The sequence below is a fragment of the Streptomyces shinuiensis genome (assembly GCF_043660855.1).
GTDB lineage: Bacteria > Actinomycetota > Actinomycetes > Streptomycetales > Streptomycetaceae > Streptomyces.
Genome location: NZ_JBIHML010000001.1, coordinates 3,865,933 through 3,882,894, shown reverse-complemented (window position 1 = coordinate 3,882,894; position 16,962 = coordinate 3,865,933). Strand labels below are relative to the sequence as shown.

Annotated in this window: 17 protein-coding genes and 2 tRNA genes; 10 read left to right on the top strand and 9 right to left on the bottom strand. The window is 73.2% G+C overall.

Annotated elements, in window-relative coordinates:
* Nucleotides 1–460: 460 nt before the first annotated feature.
* On the top strand, nucleotides 461–2,284 hold the full coding sequence (locus ACGRHY_RS17680) for a putative bifunctional diguanylate cyclase/phosphodiesterase (protein WP_394636290.1): 1,824 nt from the start codon (nucleotides 461–463) through the stop codon (nucleotides 2,282–2,284).
* On the opposite strand, the gene ACGRHY_RS17675 is transcribed toward ACGRHY_RS17680, so the two are convergent.
* From ACGRHY_RS17675 to ACGRHY_RS17665, 3 genes are all read right to left on the bottom strand, one after another.
* Nucleotides 2,254–3,408, bottom strand: coding sequence for an LLM class flavin-dependent oxidoreductase (locus ACGRHY_RS17675; RefSeq protein ID WP_394636289.1), 1,155 nt, complete (start codon nucleotides 3,406–3,408; stop codon nucleotides 2,254–2,256). The two genes, ACGRHY_RS17680 and ACGRHY_RS17675, sit on opposite strands and share 31 nt — an antisense overlap.
* Nucleotides 3,409–3,483: 75 nt before the next feature.
* Complete coding sequence (locus tag ACGRHY_RS17670; RefSeq protein WP_394638098.1) at nucleotides 3,484–4,278, bottom strand: maleate cis-trans isomerase family protein; 795 nt, start codon at nucleotides 4,276–4,278, stop codon at nucleotides 3,484–3,486.
* 109 nt (nucleotides 4,279–4,387) lie between these two features.
* Nucleotides 4,388–5,332, bottom strand: coding sequence for a maleate cis-trans isomerase family protein (locus ACGRHY_RS17665; protein ID WP_394636288.1), 945 nt, complete (start codon nucleotides 5,330–5,332; stop codon nucleotides 4,388–4,390).
* 235 nt (nucleotides 5,333–5,567) lie between these two features.
* Between ACGRHY_RS17665 and ACGRHY_RS17660 the strand changes: the two genes are divergently transcribed.
* Both ACGRHY_RS17660 and ACGRHY_RS17655 read left to right on the top strand, forming a co-directional pair.
* Nucleotides 5,568–6,572 carry a D-2-hydroxyacid dehydrogenase gene (locus tag ACGRHY_RS17660; protein ID WP_394636287.1) on the top strand — a complete coding sequence of 335 codons (1,005 nt, stop codon included), beginning with the start codon at nucleotides 5,568–5,570 and terminating at the stop codon, nucleotides 6,570–6,572.
* Nucleotides 6,569–8,116: an amidase gene (locus ACGRHY_RS17655; RefSeq protein ID WP_394636286.1), complete on the top strand. Its 1,548-nt coding sequence runs from the start codon at nucleotides 6,569–6,571 to the stop codon at nucleotides 8,114–8,116. Before ACGRHY_RS17660 ends, ACGRHY_RS17655 begins: the two co-directional genes overlap by 4 nt.
* Here ACGRHY_RS17655 and ACGRHY_RS17650 read toward each other — a convergent pair.
* Nucleotides 8,097–8,597: a DUF3830 family protein gene (locus ACGRHY_RS17650; RefSeq protein ID WP_394636285.1), complete on the bottom strand. Its 501-nt coding sequence runs from the start codon at nucleotides 8,595–8,597 to the stop codon at nucleotides 8,097–8,099. The two genes, ACGRHY_RS17655 and ACGRHY_RS17650, sit on opposite strands and share 20 nt — an antisense overlap.
* A gap of 143 nt (nucleotides 8,598–8,740) precedes the next feature.
* On the opposite strand from ACGRHY_RS17650, the gene ehuB reads away from it, so the two are divergent.
* The 6 genes from ehuB (at nucleotide 8,741) to ACGRHY_RS17620 (ending at nucleotide 13,117) form a co-directional block, all read left to right on the top strand.
* On the top strand, nucleotides 8,741–9,697 hold the full coding sequence (ehuB, locus tag ACGRHY_RS17645; protein ID WP_394636284.1) for an ectoine/hydroxyectoine ABC transporter substrate-binding protein EhuB: 957 nt from the start codon (nucleotides 8,741–8,743) through the stop codon (nucleotides 9,695–9,697).
* The gene (ehuC, locus tag ACGRHY_RS17640) at nucleotides 9,694–10,449 is read left to right on the top strand and encodes an ectoine/hydroxyectoine ABC transporter permease subunit EhuC (protein ID WP_394636283.1); all 756 of its coding nucleotides are present in this window, start codon (nucleotides 9,694–9,696) and stop codon (nucleotides 10,447–10,449) included. Before ehuB ends, ehuC begins: the two co-directional genes overlap by 4 nt.
* A complete protein-coding gene (gene ehuD / locus ACGRHY_RS17635; protein WP_394636282.1) occupies nucleotides 10,446–11,096 on the top strand; it encodes an ectoine/hydroxyectoine ABC transporter permease subunit EhuD in 651 nt (216 codons plus the stop codon). The genes ehuC and ehuD overlap by 4 nt, the downstream gene beginning before the upstream one ends.
* Nucleotides 11,086–11,901 carry an ectoine/hydroxyectoine ABC transporter ATP-binding protein EhuA gene (gene ehuA, locus ACGRHY_RS17630; protein WP_394636281.1) on the top strand — a complete coding sequence of 272 codons (816 nt, stop codon included), beginning with the start codon at nucleotides 11,086–11,088 and terminating at the stop codon, nucleotides 11,899–11,901. The genes ehuD and ehuA overlap by 11 nt, the downstream gene beginning before the upstream one ends.
* A 297-nt stretch (nucleotides 11,902–12,198) precedes the next feature.
* On the top strand, nucleotides 12,199–12,912 hold the full coding sequence (locus ACGRHY_RS17625; protein WP_394638097.1) for an IclR family transcriptional regulator: 714 nt from the start codon (nucleotides 12,199–12,201) through the stop codon (nucleotides 12,910–12,912).
* A gap of 131 nt (nucleotides 12,913–13,043) precedes the next feature.
* Nucleotides 13,044–13,117: transfer RNA gene (locus tag ACGRHY_RS17620), tRNA-Lys, on the top strand.
* A 44-nt stretch (nucleotides 13,118–13,161) separates the two neighbouring features.
* Here ACGRHY_RS17620 and ACGRHY_RS17615 read toward each other — a convergent pair.
* The gene (locus ACGRHY_RS17615) at nucleotides 13,162–13,812 is read right to left on the bottom strand and encodes a nucleoside/nucleotide kinase family protein (RefSeq protein WP_394636280.1); all 651 of its coding nucleotides are present in this window, start codon (nucleotides 13,810–13,812) and stop codon (nucleotides 13,162–13,164) included.
* Between the two features lie 137 nt (nucleotides 13,813–13,949).
* On the opposite strand from ACGRHY_RS17615, the gene ACGRHY_RS17610 reads away from it, so the two are divergent.
* A tRNA-Lys gene (locus ACGRHY_RS17610) sits at nucleotides 13,950–14,023 on the top strand.
* A gap of 122 nt (nucleotides 14,024–14,145) precedes the next feature.
* Here ACGRHY_RS17610 and ACGRHY_RS17605 read toward each other — a convergent pair.
* The 4 genes from ACGRHY_RS17605 to ACGRHY_RS17590 all read right to left on the bottom strand — a co-directional run bounded on the left by ACGRHY_RS17605 (nucleotide 14,146) and on the right by ACGRHY_RS17590 (nucleotide 16,833).
* Complete coding sequence (locus ACGRHY_RS17605; RefSeq protein ID WP_394636279.1) at nucleotides 14,146–14,298, bottom strand: hypothetical protein; 153 nt, start codon at nucleotides 14,296–14,298, stop codon at nucleotides 14,146–14,148.
* Between the two features lie 160 nt (nucleotides 14,299–14,458).
* Entirely contained in the window at nucleotides 14,459–15,169 is a 711-nt protein-coding gene (locus tag ACGRHY_RS17600; protein WP_394636278.1) for a class F sortase, read from the bottom strand.
* 20 nt (nucleotides 15,170–15,189) lie between these two features.
* On the bottom strand, nucleotides 15,190–15,906 hold the full coding sequence (locus tag ACGRHY_RS17595; protein WP_394636277.1) for a hypothetical protein: 717 nt from the start codon (nucleotides 15,904–15,906) through the stop codon (nucleotides 15,190–15,192).
* A gap of 147 nt (nucleotides 15,907–16,053) precedes the next feature.
* Entirely contained in the window at nucleotides 16,054–16,833 is a 780-nt protein-coding gene (locus tag ACGRHY_RS17590) for an HAD-IIA family hydrolase (protein WP_394636276.1), read from the bottom strand.
* Between the last annotated feature and the right edge of the window lie 129 nt (nucleotides 16,834–16,962).

The following is a 16,962-nucleotide window of genomic DNA, read 5'->3' as shown; positions in this document are numbered from 1 at the left end:
CGGGACCGGGGGCCCGGCCAGGAGCCGCCCGGCCGGGGCACGGGCTCGCTCCGCACCCCTCCGGTCCACTCGGCCCTGCGCGTGAGCCGCACATCGTCCTCCCGCGGTGGTGTCGGGGCACGGTGCCCCCGGGGGAGGGGCACGGCACCCACTGTGTGCCTTCCTGTGCCCGCGTGCCCCGTTCCGCTACGCCGTACGAGTGAGACCCCACAGGGTCACCGTGAGTAACAATCGGTCATCATCGGTCGCCTGCGGGAAGTTGCCGCGCAGGAACGATCAGCCGCTCGAAAATGCGTCCCAGGAGTCCGCCGCACGGATCCGGAACACCGCGCGCGACACTGGCTCGGCCGCCCGATAAGCCTCTATGATCGGCACATTTCCAGGGCGGATACCCCCACGACGACCACCGGCCCGCCGCCCGGGCCACCTACACGAGACGAGTCCCCCGCGGGAGCGACCGGTGAATGGACCACTCGACGGACCGGGCAGGAAACCGGGTGACGGTCCGGGCACGACGACGCCCTCAGTTACCGAGAGTGACGACCTCGCGGGCCTCCGGGCGTCCGCCGCCCTCGGCCCTCCCCTCGACCCGGCGGAGTACCGCACCGCCTTCGAGGCCGCCGGTCTCGCGATGGCAGTGATCGACGGCGAGGGACGCGTCCTGGCCGCCAACCACGCGCTCGGACAGTTGCTGGGCTCTCCCGCCGCCGAACTCGCCGGCACCCCCGTCGCCTCCCTGACCGGGCTCGGCATCGACGACCGGGCCCGCGACGAGTGCCAGGCCGTGCTGGAGGGCCGCAGCGACCTCATGAGCTGCACCCGCCGGCTCAAGCACGGGGACGGCCGCTCGGTGTGGGCCAGGGTCACCGTGGTCCCCACCGGCGGGCCGGCCGCACGGTCCGGGCGGCGCCGCGGCACCGCCCTGCTGTCCGTCACCGACATCAGCGAGCGGTGCGATCTCCAGGAGCGGCTGCGCCATCTGCAGATGCACGACCCGGTCACCGGACTGCCCAACCGGTCCCTGTTCTTCGAGCGGCTGTCCACCGCGCTCGCCGAGTCCACCACCGGCCGGATCGGGCTGTGCTACCTGGACCTGGACGGCTTCAAGGCCGTCAACGACACCCTCGGCCACCGGGTCGGCGACCGCCTCCTGGACGCGGTCGCCGACCGGCTGCGCCGGTGCGCCGAGCCGGGCGGGCATCTGGCGGCGCGGCTGGGCGGCGACGAGTTCGCCCTGCTCGCCGAGGCCTCCACCGGCACCCAGCCGCTGACCGAGCTGGCCGAGCAGGTGCTCGCCGCCCTCCAGCAGCCGTTCGACCTGACCGGGCAGCGGCTGGCGGTCTCCGCGAGCATCGGGGTGGTGGAGCGGCCCGCCGCCGGGACCACCGCCACGGAACTGATGCAGGCCGCGGACACCACGCTCTACTGGGCGAAGGCCGACGGCAAGGCCCGCTGGACGCTCTTCGACCCCGAGCGCAACGCCAACCGCATGACCCGCCAGGCGCTGTCCAGCACGCTGCGTCCGGCGCTGGAACGCGGCGAGTTCGCACTGGAGTACCAGCCGATCGTCTCCCTGCACGACGAGACGCTCACCGGAGTGGAGGCGCTGGTGCGCTGGCGGCACCCGCGGCTCGGCACGCTCGCCCCCAACCGGTTCATCGGGCTGGCCGAGGAGAACGGCGCCATCGTGCCGCTGGGCCGCTGGATCCTGGCCGAGTCGTGCCGCCAGGCCCACCGCTGGCAGCTGGAGCAGCCCGGCCGGCCGCTGTACGTCAGCGTCAACGTGGCCGTGCGGCAGGTGTGGGACTCGGATCTGGTGGCCGACGTCGCGGCGATCCTGGAGGAGACGGGGCTGCCGGCGGGGCTGCTCCAGCTGGAGCTGACCGAGTCGGCGGTGATGGGCTCGGCGGGCCGGCCGCTGAAGGCGCTCCAGGCGCTGTCCGACATGGGGGTGCGCATCGCGATCGACGACTTCGGTACCGGCTACTCCAACCTCGCCTACCTCAGCAGGCTCCCGGTGCGCGGGCTGAAGCTGGACGGAACGTTCGTCCGCGGCTTCCGCACCGCCCGCTCCCTCAACCCGGCCGACGAGACGATCGTCACCTCGCTGGTCCAGCTCGCCCACAACCTCGGGCTGACGGTCACCGCGGAGTGCGTCGAGGGTCCGGCCCAGGCCGACCGGCTGCGGCGGATCGGCTGCGACACCGGCCAGGGCTGGCACTACTCCAAGCCGGTGCCGGCGGACCGCATCAGTCAGCTACTGGTACCGGACGGCAGTCCGTAGGCGTCGGCGATCAGCCCGTAGCTGCGCAGCCGCGCCCGCGCCCCGTGCGACTGCGAGGTGATCATCAGCTCGTCGGCTCCGGTGCGCTCGGCCAGCGCGTCGAGGCCGTCGCGCACCTGCCCGGGCGTGCCGTACACCACGTTGGCCAGCCAGCCGCGTACGAAGTCGCGCTCCAGCTCGCCCATGCCCCGCTCGTACTCCTCGGCCTCCCCGGGCGTGGGCACCAGGCCGGGGCGCCCGGTGCGCAGCCGCAGCATCGACAGCGCGCCGGTCATCACCTGGCGGCGCGCCTCCCCCTCCTCGTCCGCGGCCAGGGCCGAGACGCCGATCAGGGCGTACGGCTCCTCCAGCACGCCGGAGGGGCGGAAGGAGGAGCGGTACAGCTCCAGGGCGGGGAGGGTGCCCGCCGCCGAGAAGTGGTGGGCGAAGGCGAACGGCAGGCCGAGACTCCCGGCGAGCTGCGCACTGAAGCCGGAGGAGCCCAGCAGCCACACCGGCGGCCGGTTCGCCCCCTGCACCCCGCCGGGCACGCGGCCCTGGACGGGGCCGGGGACGGCGTGGACGCGGGCGTAGGGGTGGCCGTCGGGGAAGTCGTCGTCCAGGAACCTGATCAGCTCGGTGAGCTGCCGCGGGAAGTCGTCGGCCGCCTCGTGCGGCCGGTCGGTGCGGCGCAGCGCGGCTGCCGTCGCCCCGTCGGTGCCGGGGGCGCGGCCCAGGCCCAGGTCGACGCGGCCGGGGGCGAGCGCCTCCAGGGTGCCGAACTGCTCGGCGATCGCCAAAGGCGCGTGGTTGGGCAGCATCACGCCGCCCGAGCCCAGGCGTACGGAGGAGGTGCGGGCCGCCAGGTGGGCCAGGATGACGGCGGGCGAGGAGCTGGCCACCCCGGGCATGGAGTGGTGCTCGGCGACCCACAGCCGGTGGTAGCCCCGGCTCTCGGCCAGCTTCGCGATCTCCACGGAGGTGCGCAGGGCGTCGGTCGCGGTGCGGCCGGCGCCGACGGTGGCCAGATCGAGCACGGACAGCGGGACGGGGGCGGTGCCCCGCGCCGTGCCCCTGACCGGATCGCCGCCGTGTCCGCCCGCCTGTCCGCCGTTCCTCGCGTCCGCGTCCTTCACCGGGTCCATCGCGGGCCGCCTCCTCATGGTGCGTGCGGCGCGGAACGTCCGCGCCGGGAGAGCACAGCCCGTACGGCCCGCCCGTTATTCCCGCAGGAGCAGCGGCTCCGCGAGCGCCCGGCCGTCGAACAGCGCCCCCAGTGCCGGGCAGGAGACCGTGCGGTCCAGCAGGCGCAGCCCCTCCCAGACGGTGACCTGGTTGGCGGTGAGCACCGGCTTGCCCAGGGCCGCCTCCAGTTCGGGGAGCCAGGCGGCGGTGTGCAGGGCGGTGTCGGGCAGCAGTACGGCCTGGGCGTCCGGGTGGTCGCCCGCGCGGGCCAGTGCGAGCACCTCCTCGCGGCCCCAGGTGCCGACCTCGGCGGCGGTGACGATCCCGGCGCCGCGCACCGACACCACCTCGGCGCCCGCCGCCTTGAGAAAGGCCCTGAAGTGCTCGGCCACGTCCTTCGGGTAGGTGGCGGCGACGGCGACCCGCTCGGCCCCCAGGGCCTGCACGGCGTGGGCGAAGGCGAAGGAGGTGCTGGAGGCGGGGAGGGCCGCGGCCGAGGACAGCTCGCGCACCTGCTCGTGCGCCCCGTCCCAGCCGAAGACGAAGCTGGCGCTGGTGCACGCCCACACCACCGCCTGCGCGCCGTGCTCGCACAGCCGGCCGACCTCGGCCGACAGGCGGGCGGTGGACCCCATCTCCAGCAGCGCGTCCACGCGGTGCGCGTCCTCGCCGATGTCGGTGTGGACCAGCGGCAGCCGGACGGAGCCCGCGGCCTCGCCGAGGATCGCCTCCAGCCGGGGGTACTCGTCCTCGGCGGAGTGGCCGGGGTAGAGGAAACCGACGGTGTCCGCCGTCCGGACCGCCCGCTCCACCCGTTCCGCGTCTTCCATCAGGTCCGTCCCGTCCATCCCGTCCGTCCGGTCCATCCGGTCCTCCTCTTGCTCGGTCTCTTCCTCGGTGGTGGTGCCGTCCCCGCGGCGGTGGCACCGCGGCGCGGGGTCACAGGGGCGGCAGCCCGCCCGGGTCGTCCGGAAAGGGCGGCGGCTCCGCGCCCTCGGCCGCCTCCGGTTCGACCCCGGCCACCGCGGGTTCCGGCTCGCGCTCGGCCGCCGGCCCGGGCACCCCCGCGGGATTCCCCAACTCCGTTGCTCCGTCCGGGTGTACGGGCGGCCCCGGCGGCAGGGACGACATGGACGCCGGGCCGCGCCGGGCCACGGGGTCGAGCAGCGCCTGGTAGGGACCGACCGCGTCCTTGCCGATGCGGCGCAGCGCCGACCAGACGGTGACCTGGTTGGCGGAGAGCACCGGCATCCGCAGTTCCGCCTCCAGCTGCGGGATCACGTCGTAGGTCGGCAGGTTGGTGCAGCTGATGAACAGCGCGTCGGGCGCGTCCACCACCGCCTCGCGGGCCATGTCCACCACGTCCCGGTACGGCACCCGCCAGATCTCCCGCGTCAGCCCCAGATAGCTGCGGCCGGTGACCTCGATGCCGGCCTCGCCCAGAAAGGCCTCCAGGGAGTCGGTCACCGACCTGGTGTACGGGGTGACGACGGCGACCCGCCGCACGCCGAGTTCCTCCAGCGCATCCAGCAGGGCGCCCGAGGTGGTGAGGGAGGGGACCTCTCCGGAGAGCTCCATGGCCGCGCACATGGACCGCTCCCCGACCGTGCCGCCCACGAAGGAGCCGGACGTGCAGGCGTACGCCACCACTTCCGGCGCCACCGCGCACAGCGCCTGGACGGCCTCCCGCAGCGTCTCGTGCTCGCTGACGAGCCGGGCCAGGTCCAGGCTCACCTCGACGGGGACGAACGGAGTGCGGGTCAGATGGAGGGAGACGTCGTCGGGGATCCACCGCCACAGTTCGCGGTCGAGTGCGAAGTCGAAGGGGGCGACGACACCGACTCCGCGCTGCGGATGCGGACCGCCGAGGAACGAGACATCCATGAGCACCCCTTGAAGAGGGTAGGGGCGGCCAAGGGCCGTTGACGGGAGAAAAACCGGCGCGAGAGAGCCGGGACGCCGGGACAGATGCCTTCGTTGACGAAGGTAGTTACAGGTCCCTACCGTGGTCAATCCTTCCGTCCATCCGTGCGTCCGTACGGTGCTCCGGCTCTCTTCCCGTCCGGCCCAATACTTCCGCGCCCTCGTTGCCCCCTCGTTGCGAAACGGTTTTCCGCCCATGTCAGAAACGACTGTTCCAGCCGGCGTCCCCGTTCTCGGTGTCCTCGGCGTCCCCGGCGGCGACCCGCCGAACCTGGCACGCCTCTCGGGGCGCGCCCGGGTGGAGTACGCCGACGAGGGTTCGCTGGCCGCCCTGCTGCCGGCCGTGGACGCGCTGCTGGTCTGGGATTTCACCTCCGACGCCGTACTCCGCACCTGGCCCGGTCCGGGCCCGCGGCCGGGCTGGGTGCACACCGCGAGCGCCGGGGTCGACCGGCTGCTGGGCTGTCCGGAACTGGTCGGCTCGGAAACGGTGATCACCAATGCGCGAGGGGTCTTCGACCAGCCCATCGCCGAATACGTGGCAGGTCTCGTCCTGGCTTTGGCCAAGGATTTTCACGGCAGTCGGGAATTGCAGCGACAGCGGCGCTGGCGGCACCGGGAGACAATGCGGGTGGCCGGAACTCACGCGATTGTCGTAGGTTCGGGCCCCATCGGCCGGGCAATCGGCCGCACACTTATGACACTGGGTGTCGAAGTGGAACTCGTGGGGCGCAGGGAACGGCCCGGAGACCCGGAATTCGGCCGAATTCACGCCAGTGGAGCGCTCGACGCCCTCCTCCCCTCCGCCGACTGGGTCGTGTGCGCGGCGCCCCTGACCGAGTCGACCACCGGGATGTTCGACGCCGCCGCCTTCGCCCGGATGAAGCCGACGGCCCGTTTCGTCAATGTCGGACGCGGCGCCCACGTGGTGCAGGAGGACCTGGTCGAGGCACTGCTCTCGCACCGGATCGCGGCTGCGGCGCTGGACGTCTTCACCGACGAGCCGCTGCCCTCCGGCAGCCCGCTGTGGGACGTCCCCGGCCTGCTGGTCTCGCCGCACATGAGCGGCGACACCGTCGGCTGGCGCGACGACCTCGCCCGGCAGTTCTGCGACAACTTCGACCGTTGGACGGCGGGCGAGCCCCTGTTCAACGTCGTGGACAAACAGCTCGGCTATGTCCCGGACAGGAGCGCGCCATGAACGGCACCACCGACCCGGCCGGCCCCACCGGCCTGGCTCACCCGAACGGCTCTGCGGACCCGGGCGGCCTCACGGACCTGACCGCCGCCCGGCTCGTCGAGGGTTACGCACGCGGGGAGTTCACTCCCGTGGAGGTGGTCCGCGCCGTGCTGGAGCGGTCCGAACGCGTTCAGCCGGCGGTGAACGCGTTCGTCCGGCTCGACGCCGGGACGGCGATGGAGCAGGCGCGGCGGTCCACCGCCCGGTGGCGGCGCGGGGAGCCCGCCGGTCTGCTGGACGGGGTGCCGGTGTCGGTGAAGGACATCCTGCTGCTGCGCGGAGGCCCGACGCTGCGCGGCTCGTGGACCGTCTCCACGGACGGCCCCTGGGACGAGGACGCCCCCTCGGTGGCGCGACTGCGCGAGCACGGGGCGGTGTTCACGGGCAGGACGACGACACCGGAGTTCGGCTGGAAAGGCGTCACCGACAGCCCGCGGCACGGCGCGACGGGGAACCCGTACGCCCCGGGGCGCACCGCGGGCGGCTCCAGCGGCGGCAGCGCGGCCGCGGTGGCGCTGGGGGCCGGGCCGCTGAGTCTGGGCACCGACGGCGGCGGCTCGGTGCGCATCCCGGCGTCCTTCTGCGGGATCTTCGCGCTGAAGCCGACGTACGGGCGGGTGCCGCTGTACCCGGCCAGCGCCTACGGGACGCTCGCGCACGTCGGCCCGATGACCCGCGACGCGCGGGACGCGGCACTGCTGATGGACGTGATCACCGGCCCGGACGCCCGCGACTGGTCGCAACTCGGTCCGGTGCCGGGCAGCTTCCGCGACGGCCTGGACGGCGGGATCGCCGGCCTGCGGGTGGCGTACTCCCCCGGCCTCGGCGGCCGGGTGGAGGTGGACCGGGAGGTGGCGGCGGCGGTGCGGCGGGCCGTGGAGGCGCTGGAGGGGCTGGGCGCGCGGGTGGAGGAGCGCGACCCGGGCCTGCCCGACTCCCTGGAGGCCTTCCACACCCTGTGGTTCAGCGGCGCCGCCCGGGTGACCCAGCATCTGGACCCCGAGCGGCGCGCACTGCTGGACCCGGGCCTGCGGGAGGTGTGCGAGCAGGGCGCGGCCCGCAGCGCGCTGGACTACCTGGCGGCGGTGGACGTGCGGATGTCGATGGGCCGGCTGATGGGCGCCTTCCACACGGAGTACGACCTGCTGGTCACCCCGACGCTGCCGGTCACCGCCTTCGAACTGGGCGGCGAGGTGCCGCCGGGCTCGCCGTACACCCGCTGGACGGGCTGGACGCCGTTCACCTACCCGTTCAACATGACCCAGCAGCCCGCGGCGTCCCTGCCCTGCGGGACGGACGGCGGCGGGCTGCCGATCGGGGTGCAACTGGTGGGCGCGCGGCACGCGGACGCGCTGGTGCTGCGCGCCGCGCACGCGCTGTACGAGGCGGGGGCCGCCGACGTTCCGCCGCCCCCGGCGCCCGCGTCCGGTGCGGACCCGGACCCGGCGCGCACCGGTGTCCGGCCCGGTGCACGCCCCGGCCTCTCTAGGCCCGCCGGAAGTTGAGGCTCTCGCCCAGGGCCCCGGCCCGCCACAGGTCCTGGCACGCGTCGGCCATCCGGTCCAGCCCGTCCACCACCGCCCCCCACACGATCCCGGGGACCCAGCCGGCGTCACCGTTGATCAGCAGGTTGTTGCGCTCGTAGAACAGGGCCAGGTCCACCACGGTCGGCCTGCCCCGGTGCCCCGCCTCCGTCTCGTACCCGTAGGAGGAGGTGCCGAGCTGGACGTCGGTGAAGGTGAAGTAGCACAGGTCGCCGGGGATGGGTGTGATGGTGGGGTTCTCCAGCGGCGGCTCGGCCGGGGCGAACGTCGGCAGGAGTGTGTAGATCTCGTTGCGCGCGTACTTGGCGTGGTAGACGTCACCGCCCAGCGGAAGGGCGTTCCACACCGCGTCGCAGGTGACGGGCGCGCGGTCGTCGAGCAGTCTCGCCGTGCAGCTCACTCCTCGCTTGTCGAGTGATACTTCGATGAAACGGTCTGCCATTTCGGCTCCTGTCCGTTCCTGTCCGTCGATTTCCCTCCCAATACTGACGCAGCGGCCGGGCCCGGCCGTCAACACCGCAACGGCCGCATCAAGGGCTGGAAACGGTGGGCATATTTTCCTCCGATCGGGGTAGTGGCGCGCCCATGGCTCCACCACAAGGGAACGAGACAGGAAAAACAGGCATCGGAGAAAGTCCCGGTAACCGGACGAGACCCGTCCGGGGGATAAGTCGCCGCGCGATGCTGGCGGGCCTGGGCGCGCTGGGCGCGGCGGGCGCGGTCGGCGTGGCCGGATGCAGCCGGGTGCCCGACTCCGGGGAGGCCGGCGAGGGCAACCTGCTGGAGCGTATCCGTGCGCAGAACACCGTGCGGGTGGGCATCGCCGGCGAAGTCCCCTACGGGTACATCAACGACCAGGGCGAACTGACCGGTGAGGCGCCGGAGATCGCGAAGGTCATCTTCAATCGGCTGGGAGTGGAGAACGTCGTCCCCATTCCGACGGAGTTCGGTTCGCTGATTCCGGGACTCCGCTCGCAGCAGTTCGATGTGGTCTCCGCGGGCATGTACATCAATCCCCAGCGCTGCGAACAGGTGATCTTCGCCGACCCCGAGTACGTGATGCTCGACGCGTTCATCGTCCCCAAGGGCAACCCGAAGGGACTGAACAATTACGAGGACATCGCCCAGGCGGGCGCCAGGATGGCCACCGGCACCGCGTACGCCGAGATCGACTACGCGGTCGCGGCCGGCGTCCCCCGTGACGAGATGCTGATCCTGCCCGACCAGGTGGCCGGGCTGGCCGCCGTCGAGCAGGGCCGCGCCGACGTCTTCGCCGGCACCTCGCTGACCGTGCGCCGGGTGGTGGAGGGCAGCGACCGGGCCGAGTCCACCGAGCCCTTCCAGCCCATGGTGGACGGCGAGCCGGCGATCGGCGCGGGCGGCTTCGCCTTCCGGCCGAGCGCCACCGTGCTGCGCGACGCGTTCAACCGGGAGCTGCACAAGCTCAAGGAGAGCGGTGAGCTGCTGGAGATCATGCGGCCCTTCGGTTTCACCGAGGACGAGATGACCGACCTGACCGCGAAGGAGCTGTGCGCATCATGACCTGGGGCCTCTGGGAGTCCTACATGCTGCCCGGCATCTGGATCACCATCCAGGTGACGGTGTACAGCGCCGCGCTGGCCGCGGCCGTCTCCTTCGTCGTCGGAACCCTGCGGACCTCTCCGCTGTGGGTCGTCCGTTTCCTGTCCGGCACCTACTTCGAGGTCTTCCGCGGAGCCTCGGCGCTGGTGTTCATGTACTGGCTGTTCTTCGCCCTGCCGGTCGCCTTCGGCTGGCAGCTCGTCCCGATGTGGGCGGGAGTGCTGGCGCTGGGCCTGACCTACGGCGCGTACGGTTCGGAGGTCGTACGCGGCGCGCTGGCCGCGGTCTCACCGGCCCAGCGCGAGGCGGGGATCGCGCTGAGCTTCACCCGTATGCAGCGGCTGCGGCGCATCGAACTGCCCCAGGCGTGGCCGGAGATGGTCCCGCCCTTCAACAACCTCGCCATCGAGCTGCTGAAGGGCACCGCGCTGGTCTCGGTCATCAGCGTGGCCGACATGACCTTCGCGGCGAACCTGATCCGCTTCACCACCAACGAGAGCGCGCCGATCTACACGCTCCTGCTGGTGATGTACTTCGTGCTCGCCTTCCTCGTCACCCGCGGCATGCGGCTGGTGGAGCGGAAGGCCAAGGCGGGGATCGGACAGGCGCCGCCGCCGGGCGGCGGACTGCTGGGCGGCCTCCGCCGCCGGACGAGGACCGCCGACCCCGTCACCGGGACGGCCGGCGCGGGCACCCCGGGGGGTAATCGGTGAACTGGAACTGGAACATCGTCGAGGACTTCATGCCACGCTTCTGGGACGGGGTGCTCGTCACCCTCCAGGCGCTGGTGCTGGGGTCCCTGCTGGCCTTCACCCTCGGTCTGGTGTGGGCCATCGCACAGCGCTCCTCCAAGGCGTGGATCCGGACGCCGGTGACCGCGGTCACCGAGTTCATCCGCAACACCCCGCTGCTGGTGCAGCTGTTCTTCCTCTTCTACGTGGTGCCCGAGTGGGGGCCGGCCATGTCCCCGCTGATGACGGGTGTGATCGGCCTCGGCCTGCACTACTCGACCTACACCGCCGAGGTCTACCGGGCCGGTATCGACGGTGTGCCCAAGGGGCAGTGGGAGGCGGCCACCGCGCTCAGCCTGCCACCGGTGCGCACCTGGACGGCCGTGATCCTGCCTCAGGCGATCCGCCGCGTGGTGCCCGCGCTGGGCAACTACGTCATCGCCATGCTGAAGGACTCGCCGCTGATCGCGATCATCGGCGCCTTCGAGATGCTCGGCGAGGCGCGCTCCTACGGCGCCGAGACCTTCCGGCTCCTGGAGCCGATCACCATCGTCGGCATCGCCTTCATCCTCATCGCCTACCCGGCTTCCCTCCTCATCCGAGTCCTGGAGCGTCGTCTTGTCCGCTGACACCCCGCGTGAGAACGCCACCACGAGCACCGCCGCGGACGGCCGCGAACTGATCCGCTTCGACAAGGTGACCAAGCGCTTCGGCGACCATGTCGTCCTGGACCAACTGGAGTTCAGCGTCTCCGCCGGAAAGCACGTCACCCTCATCGGCCCCTCCGGATCGGGCAAGACCACGATCCTTCGGCTGCTGATGACCCTGCTCAGGCCCGACGAGGGCACCATCACCGTCGACGGCGACCACCTCACCCACGAGGAGAAGGGCGGCAGGCTCGTCCCCGCGGGCGAGAAGCACACCCGCGAGGTGCGCAAGAAGATCGGCATGGTCTTCCAGCAGTTCAACCTCTTCCCCAACATGAAGGTGCTGCGCAACATCACCGAGGCACCCGTCCACGTGCTGGGCATGGGCAAGGACGAGGCCGAGCAGCGGGCGCGCGAGCTGCTGGAGATGGTGGGGCTGACCGAGCACATCGACAAGTACCCCACCCAGCTCTCCGGCGGCCAGCAGCAGCGCGTGGCCATCGCCCGCGCGCTGGCCATGCGGCCGAAGGTGCTGCTGCTGGACGAGGTCACCTCCGCGCTCGACCCGGAGCTGGTCGCCGGGGTGCTGGACGTCCTGCGGGACATCGCGCACACCACCGACATCACCATGCTCGTGGTCACCCACGAGATGAACTTCGCCCGCGACATCTCCGACGACGTGCTGATGTTCAACGAGGGCAAGGTGATCGAGTCCGGTCCGCCGGAGAAGATCTTCAACGACCCCGACCACGAGCGCACCAGGGAGTTCCTGAGCGCCATCCTCTGAGGGCGCGCCGCCGCACCGGGCCCTCCCGTCCGCCTTCGAACATGTTTCGGAGAGCGGGCGGGGGGCCAGTGTTCTGTGCGGGGACGGCGTACGGCCGCCCGCCACCCCGCACCCGAAGACCCGGTGACCCTCGGGCGGGCGTCGCGCCACGAGCGGTCACCCGCCCGAGGGGGCACCGTGACACTGCTGCACCCGCCCGGGGACCCCTGCCCCGAGCCGTTCCCGGAGCACCGTCCGTCCGCGCGGCCCGTACGGTCCGCGCCCGGCTCCGCCCGCCCTCCCACGGCGCGGCACGCCCTGCGTGTCCTGGAGGCGGTCGCGGGCGGCCACAACGGTGTGGACGAGGCAGGGCTGGCCGCCCGGACGGGGCTGCCGCCCGCGCGCCTGGCCGGTCTGCTGCGGACACTGCTGCGCGAGGGGTACGTCGAGCGCCTCGGTGACGGCTCGTACGTGGCGGGCGCGGCGCTGGTCCTGCTCGGCGGCGCGGGCGCCGGCGGCCGGGAGCGGGCGCTGCGCGAGCGGCTGTGGCGGACGCTGGCCCGGCTGCGGGACTCCATCGGCGCGGCCGTCTACCTCGGCCGCTACCGCGACGGCGAGGTGGAGATCGTCGGACACGCGGACGGCCCGCGCCACCCCGCGCCGCCCGAGCGGCCGGACTTCCGCTCGGCCGGACACGCCACCGCGCTCGGCAAGTGCCTGCTGGGCCAGCTCGACCACGAAGCGCGCCGGGACCACCTCTCCCGGTACCGGGCCGTCCGGCTGACCCCGCGCACGATCACCGACGAGCGGGTGCTGCTGAGCGTCCTGGAACGGCAGCCGCCGACCGTACCGGTCCTGGACCTGCAGGAGTACGCGGAAGGCTCGGTCTGCGCGGCCGTGCCGGTGACAGCGGGATCGGCCGTCGGCTCCCTGGCCGTGTGCCTGCCGGCCGAGGAGACCCACCGGCTGCGGCGCGCCGCCGAGGCGCTGAGGGAGCAGGCCGCCGGGGTGCTGCTCCCGCTGTCCCTGTGAGTCTCACCGGGCGCGCACCGGGCGCGCTGTGCCGGGCGCGTGGTCGGGAGTACCGCGGGGAGCGGGTAGTATGGTTCCCGACAGCGCGCTCCGCGGGGTCGTCACGAGGTCGCCGGAGTCGCTGCCCGCAGGCGCCGCTAGCTCAGTTGGTTAGAGCAGCTGACTCTTAATCAGCGGGTCCGGGGTTCGAGTCCCTGGCGGCGTACAGAAGGCGCAGGGCCCCTCGCATCACGCGGGGGGCCCTGCGCCTCATTCGCGTCCCGACCAGTGGAACGACAGCCTCACGCACGCCGACGTCCTCGACGCCTCGGCGATCCGCGCGTTGGGCATGTCGTTGGACCGGACCCACTCCCGGGCCTCACCGGCGGTGCGGCCTCCCGCCAGCTGGCGCTCCACCAGCCTGCGGCGGCGCTCCTCCCGGCCGGCCGCCACGTACCACAGCTCGTCGATCGGTTTCCGTGCGTCCGGCCAGCCGGGCAGGTCGCAGGCCAGGTAGTTCCCCTCCGTCACCACCAGCCGGACCCCGGGGCGCACCACATGGCGGGCGGCGACCGGCTCGTCCAGCGTCCGGTCGAAGTCGGGCACGTAGACGTCGTGGTCCGGTTCGAGGACCAGGCGCCGCAGCAGGGCGGCGTACCCGTGGACGTCGAAGGTGGGGGGCGAACCCTTGCGGGCGGCCAGGCCCAGCCGGTCGAGCTGGGCGTTGGACAGATGGAAGCCGTCCAGCGGGACGTACGCCGCCGCGTCCGGCCCGTGCCGCCTCCGCAGGCCCGCCACCAGGGCCCCGGCCAGGGTGGACTTGCCCGCGCCGGGCGGCCCCGCCAGGCCGAGCACGGCCCGTCCGCCCTCCGCGCGGGCCGCCAGCCGCCATGCCCGATCCACCAGCTCACCGGTTCGCATGACCGGAAACCTATCCCCCGCGGGCCTCTCCCGGCCCGGTGCGGCGGCCCGGACGGAGCACCGCGCGGTGTCGGGTATGCTGGTCCCCGCAGTCCGGCACCGATCGGCACATATCGTGCGGATCACCGCCCCTGCGGGCGCCGCTAGCTCAGTTGGTTAGAGCAGCTGACTCTTAATCAGCGGGTCCGGGGTTCGAGTCCCTGGCGGCGTACCTCTTCGATCCGGGCCCCACCGTCCTCGGCGGTGGGGCCCGGACGCGTTCCCCGGCATGTCTCCCGGTGTGTTCTCCCAGGGGCCGTGCCTGTCTCCGCCCGGCCCTCCCGCGCCCGCTCCTCAGTCGATGCCCCGGCAGATGTGCGGCTCGCACTCGTCGTCGTCGCCGTCCCCGGCGAGGCGCAGCAGCGGGGGCGATGAGATCGGCAGCTCGTCGAGCGCCCGTGTCACGGCGGGCGGATCGTCGGCTTCCGGTTCAGCTGTGTCATACATGGCGTAGCGACAGCCTTCCGTGTCCTGGGGGATCTCGGCGTTCGAGTACCGCGTTTCCCCTCTGTTCAATCCCGGGCGGGCGGAGAACGCAACCGGTTTCGGCCGGAGGTTCACCCCGGTGACGACGACCGGGCCGGGCGGCGGTTGCGCACGCGGCCGCTCAGTCCGCACGGCCCGCGCCGGCGTCCGCCCCGGGCCCGGGGCGGACGCCGGTCAGATACGCCGAGACCACCAGATTGGCCGTGTAGGAGCCGCTGGCCCGGTCGAAGGCGCCGGTGCAGGTGATCAGGCGGAGTTCGGCGCGTCCGGGGCGTCGGGCGCCGTAGACCTCGTGCGGGTCGAAGTCGGCCCGCTCGGCGATCGCGACGTCCTCGACGGTGAACTCCGCGGTCCTGCCGTCGTCGCGCGCGACGCGTATCCGGTCCCCGGGGCGCACCGAGGGCAGGCGGTGGAAGACCGCCCCGCCGGTGTCGGTGTCCAGGTGCCCCACCAGCAGCGCCACCCCCTCCGCTCCGGGCGCCGGGCCGTCGGCGTACCAGCCGACGGTGTCGGCGGAGTCCATCGGCGGGGGTTCCACGGCGCCCTCGCGGTCGAGGCCCCGCTCGATGATCCGCGCGTGGACACCGACGGTGCCGATGTCGATGCGCCGGGGTTCGGCACCGGGCAGCGGCGCGTGGCCGGACCCGCCGCCCGGTGCCCGGCCGGACGCCGGGGCCCCCGCCCGCGCCGGGTCCGGCGGCGGGACGGCGGGATCGGTCAGCTCCCTGCCCCACAGCCACAGCCCGAGCAGCAGCACCGCCCACACCGCTCCCGCCACCAGCCGGGAGGCGCAGCCCGTGCGCGGCTCCCCGCCCGGGACGTCGTCGTACACGGCCGTCGCCGCCGGCCGGCTCAGCGGTCGGATTCGGAGCGGGACCGGCGGCGCAGCGCCGCGGCCCGCCAGAGGGCGACCAGGGTGGCGGTGCCCGCCAGCCCGGCGCCCAGGGCGGTGTGGAGGGCGCTCGGTCCGGCTTCCCCGCCCTCGTCGCCGGCCGCCTTCGCGGTGCCGCCGCCGCCGGCCGGCACGGGGGCGACCGGACTCACGGCCGGGTCGGTGGCGTGGTGCGAAGGACCTCCGGAGGCCGGGCCGGAACCGGAGTGGTGCACGGTCACCCGGCCGGTGACCTTCACACCCATGCACTCCACCGTGATCCGGTACTCCCTGGGCTCGGCGTCCGAGCGGACGACCGCCTCGCCTCGCAGCCCGCCGCGGTCGGCGCCGGGGGCCAGCAGCGCGTCGGCGACGAACGCCTCGGAGCGGGCGGTGGCCACGGTGCCCTTGCAGGACACGGCCCACAGTTCGATCTCGGTACCGGGACGGACCTTGGCGGGGGTCACCCGTACCGACACCTCCGGCGAGCCGGACTCCGCCGTGCCCGGGGCGGGCGGGCGGGAGGTGCCGGGGCCGGGCGGGCGGGAGGTGCCGGGGCCGGGGCTCTCGGCGGCCGCCGCGGGGGCGGCGAGGACCGTGAGGGCGGCGAGACCGGCGGGAGGGGCCGCCGCGGCGCAGACGGCGAACGCCGCGGCGAGGACGCTCGGAGCGGGTCGTACGGTGCGGAAGATGCCCATGTCGAACCTCCGGGTCGGTACTCCCGAAGATCCGCCGTGCCGCGCCGCCCCGCATCCCGGCACCGCCCCGCGCTGCTCCGTTCGAGCGCGTCCGGACGCGGGCGGGGCGGAGGCGAACGCGGTACGGGGCGGGGCGGCGCGGGCGGGTCAGATCCGTTCGACGAGGTCCGCGATCGAGTCGGCGACCGTCGAGGGGCGGAAGGGGAAGCGGTCCACGTCGGCCGGCCGCGTCAGCCCGGTGAGGACGAGGAAGGTCTCCATCCCGGCCTCCAGCCCGGCCAGCACGTCGGTGTCCATCCGGTCGCCGATCATCGCGCTGGACTCGGAGTGGGCGCCGATGACGTTGAGCCCGGCCCGCATCATCAGCGGGTTGGGCTTGCCGACGAAGTACGGCTCGCGCCCGGTCGCCTTGGTGATCAGCGCCGCGACCGACCCGGTGGCCGGCAGCGCGCCCTCGGCGGACGGGCCGGTCTCGTCGGGGTTGGTGGCGATGAACCGCGCGCCGTCGTTGATCAGCCGGATCGCCTTGGTGAGCGCCTCGAAGCTGTAGGTGCGCGTCTCGCCGAGCACCACGTAGTCGGGGTCGGTGTCGGTGAGGATGTACCCGATGTCGTGCAGCGCGGTGGTCAGACCGGCCTCGCCGATGACGTAGGCGGTGCCCTCCGGACGCTGCTCCTCCAGGAACTTGGCGGTGGCCAGGGCGGAGGTCCAGATGTTCTCCACCGGGACGTCCAGGCCCATCCGCCTCAGCCGGGCGTGCAGGTCGCGGGGCGTGTAGATCGAGTTGTTGGTCAGCACCAGGAACGGCCTGCCCGACTCCCTCAGCCGCTTGAGGAAGGCGTCGGCCCCCGGGATCGGCACTCCCTCGTGGACGAGGACGCCGTCCATGTCGGTCAGCCATGACTCGATCGGCTTGCGCTCCGCCATTGGTCACTCCTGCCTGTCGTACGCACATCGGGGCGTGGCGGCGGCACCACGCTGTGCTGCGCCGACGCCCTCAGACTAGCCACTGTCCGCCGAACCCGGCCCCGTCTTTCCGGGGCCCTCCCGAGGCCG

Excerpts from the sequence above, each read along its gene's own strand:
- ACGRHY_RS17615 (WP_394636280.1), bottom strand. The coding sequence starts at position 13,812 with ATGCGAACCGGTGAGCTGGTGGATCGGGCATGGCGGCTGGCGGCCCGC.
- ACGRHY_RS17675 (WP_394636289.1), bottom strand. The coding sequence starts at position 3,408 with ATGGACCCGGTGAAGGACGCGGACGCGAGGAACGGCGGACAGGCGGGC.
- ACGRHY_RS17595 (WP_394636277.1), bottom strand. The coding sequence starts at position 15,906 with ATGGGCATCTTCCGCACCGTACGACCCGCTCCGAGCGTCCTCGCCGCG.
- ACGRHY_RS17650 (WP_394636285.1), bottom strand. The coding sequence starts at position 8,597 with ATGGCAGACCGTTTCATCGAAGTATCACTCGACAAGCGAGGAGTGAGC.
- ACGRHY_RS17660 (WP_394636287.1), top strand. The coding sequence starts at position 5,568 with ATGTCAGAAACGACTGTTCCAGCCGGCGTCCCCGTTCTCGGTGTCCTC.
- ACGRHY_RS17670 (WP_394638098.1), bottom strand. The coding sequence starts at position 4,278 with ATGGAAGACGCGGAACGGGTGGAGCGGGCGGTCCGGACGGCGGACACC.
- ehuC (WP_394636283.1), top strand. The coding sequence starts at position 9,694 with ATGACCTGGGGCCTCTGGGAGTCCTACATGCTGCCCGGCATCTGGATC.
- ACGRHY_RS17605 (WP_394636279.1), bottom strand. The coding sequence starts at position 14,298 with ATGTATGACACAGCTGAACCGGAAGCCGACGATCCGCCCGCCGTGACA.
- ehuB (WP_394636284.1), top strand. The coding sequence starts at position 8,741 with ATGGCTCCACCACAAGGGAACGAGACAGGAAAAACAGGCATCGGAGAA.
- ACGRHY_RS17665 (WP_394636288.1), bottom strand. The coding sequence starts at position 5,332 with ATGGATGTCTCGTTCCTCGGCGGTCCGCATCCGCAGCGCGGAGTCGGT.
- ACGRHY_RS17590 (WP_394636276.1), bottom strand. The coding sequence starts at position 16,833 with ATGGCGGAGCGCAAGCCGATCGAGTCATGGCTGACCGACATGGACGGC.
- ACGRHY_RS17655 (WP_394636286.1), top strand. The coding sequence starts at position 6,569 with ATGAACGGCACCACCGACCCGGCCGGCCCCACCGGCCTGGCTCACCCG.